This window comes from Limosilactobacillus vaginalis DSM 5837 = ATCC 49540, from assembly GCF_000159435.1.
Lineage (GTDB): Bacteria > Bacillota > Bacilli > Lactobacillales > Lactobacillaceae > Limosilactobacillus > Limosilactobacillus vaginalis.
Genome location: NZ_GG693412.1, coordinates 546,929 through 548,977, shown reverse-complemented (window position 1 = coordinate 548,977; position 2,049 = coordinate 546,929). Strand labels below are relative to the sequence as shown.

The window sequence follows — 2,049 nt, the reverse complement described above, 5'->3', positions numbered from 1 at the left end:
TTGACCAACTTTAAGCATCAATTCTGGGTCAACCTGGTGATTAAGGAAAGCATCAACTTTTAAAACATTTCCTGGAAGAACCGTTCCGTATTGTTCAATTTTCTCTTGTAATTCTCTCATAATACAAACCCCTCTTGATTATTTATCATAATTATATAACTTATACGTTTGAATGACTGAAATAAGCTTCTTAGCATAGTCTGGATCGGTAGCGTAGCCAGATTGCTGCAGAGCTTTTGCTGCCTCTTCATAATTAGCAGCCTTAACAACTCGATCATAATTCTGCCGATTCATATCAGTTCCTTGAAGCATTAGCCGGGTATGATCCTTAATCGATTCATCCCAACTACTATAAACACGAAAACGGTCCTTAATGACAATCCATTTACCACCAGTATATTCTTTAGTTGTCATAACTTTTGAATTAGCACCAGTTCCCTTAATTCCGAAAAGATTATGATACTGAGTAGCTAATTTACTGGTACCCCAATTAGATTCAAGGATCGCCTGAGCAATCGTAATTGACGCATAAACATGGTATGTGTTCTGCATTGCTTGAGCCTCTGGAGCTACCTGCTTAATAAACAACTCTTTAGCTTCACGGTCCCGTTTCAATGCAGCCTGTTCGATGCGTTGTTGGTTCCATATTCGGTAAAAGTGATGACCAACGTAGACGCCTAGGAACAATATAACAATAACCAATAGCCACACAAAAATGCTTCCCTGTGATCTTTTCTTCCTCGTTCTTCTCCGCCGCCGTTTTGCCAAAAGCTATGCCTCCCTTATTTTCACTACTAACTATTGATTGTAGCAAAATAAGCCTTGTTTGGGAGAATATTTTAGTATTTTAAATTTAAAAATAAGAAAAGGGCTGGAATTTTATCCAACCCCCGTTAGTTAATATGATTGAAATTTGCTCCTCAAAAACTCGCTAGTCTTCCGCAAGTTCTTCACTGAGTTACGATCACTCATTCTAGTGGAATTGCATCCCACCATCAACAATGATCGTCTGTCCAGTAATGTAATTTGAATCAGGGCCAGCTAAGAAGCCAACAGCATTGGCAACATCTTCTGGTTCAGAGAGCCGTTTTAAAGCAATGTTCTTAGCAAATGTCTGCATTCCCCATTCATCACTCTTACCAGCATTCTTTCCTACTTGGTGGGCAATATCAAACATCATTGGTGTCTTAACAATTCCTGGAGCGTAGGCATTAACAGTAATGCCTTCGTCAGCCAAATCACGAGCAGCTACTTGAGTAATTCCCCGAATAGCGAACTTAGTACCAGAATAAAGTGCTAAGTTTGGATTACCAACAACCCCAGCTTGTGAGGTGGCATTGATGATCTTTCCACCGTGACCTAACTTATTAAATGCTTGGTGTGCAGCTTGGATTCCCCAAAGAACACCCCCAACATTTACTCCATAAACCTTTTCGAATTGTTCAGGAGTAATTGTATCAATTGGCGTAGTTGGACCAAGGCCAGCATTATTAACAACTACATTTAAATCACCAAAATGATCAACAGTCTTCTTAACCGCAGCGAATACAGCATCACGATCAGAAACATCCGCAACGATTGGTAAAGCTTCACCACCCTTTTCTTCCAGTTCCTTAGCAGTTTCCTGTAGTTTATTTTCTTCCAGGGCAACTAAAGCAACGGAAAAGCCATCGTTAACTAACCGTTCTGCAATTGCCTTACCAATACCTTGACTACCACCAGTAACTAAAGCAACACGTTTTGCCATAATTTAGCCTCCTTATATTAGTAAGCGGTTACAACAACTATATTATACGTCTTTTAAATTAAAGATAAAAGAAATACGATTGTGTATGTGTATAAAAAAAGAAGTTGGACAAAAATCCAACTTCTTTTTTTGGAAGCGATAAATCGAATATTAACGCTTACTAAATTGAGCAGCCTTACGAGCCTTCTTAAGACCTGGCTTACGACGTTCCTTCATACGAGGGTCACGAGTCAAGAGACCGGCCTTCTTCAAAGCGTCACGGAAGTCAGGGTCAACTGCGAGTAATGCACGGGCGATACCGT

At 39.9% G+C, this 2,049-nt stretch carries 3 protein-coding genes and 1 pseudogene; all 4 read right to left on the bottom strand.

Annotated elements, in window-relative coordinates:
• Positions 1-120: pseudogene (locus HMPREF0549_RS02510) on the bottom strand (xanthine phosphoribosyltransferase); the annotation flags it as partial.
• 18 nt (positions 121-138) lie between these two features.
• Positions 139-768 carry a glycoside hydrolase family 73 protein gene (locus HMPREF0549_RS02505; RefSeq protein ID WP_040530818.1) on the bottom strand — a complete coding sequence of 210 codons (630 nt, stop codon included), beginning with the start codon at positions 766-768 and terminating at the stop codon, positions 139-141.
• 205 nt (positions 769-973) lie between these two features.
• A complete protein-coding gene (locus tag HMPREF0549_RS02500) occupies positions 974-1,747 on the bottom strand; it encodes a (S)-acetoin forming diacetyl reductase (RefSeq protein WP_003716686.1) in 774 nt (257 codons plus the stop codon).
• A gap of 150 nt (positions 1,748-1,897) precedes the next feature.
• Positions 1,898-2,049, bottom strand: a 152-nt coding sequence (rpsI, locus tag HMPREF0549_RS02495) for a 30S ribosomal protein S9 (RefSeq protein WP_003716685.1), incomplete at its 5' end; no start/stop codon positions are given.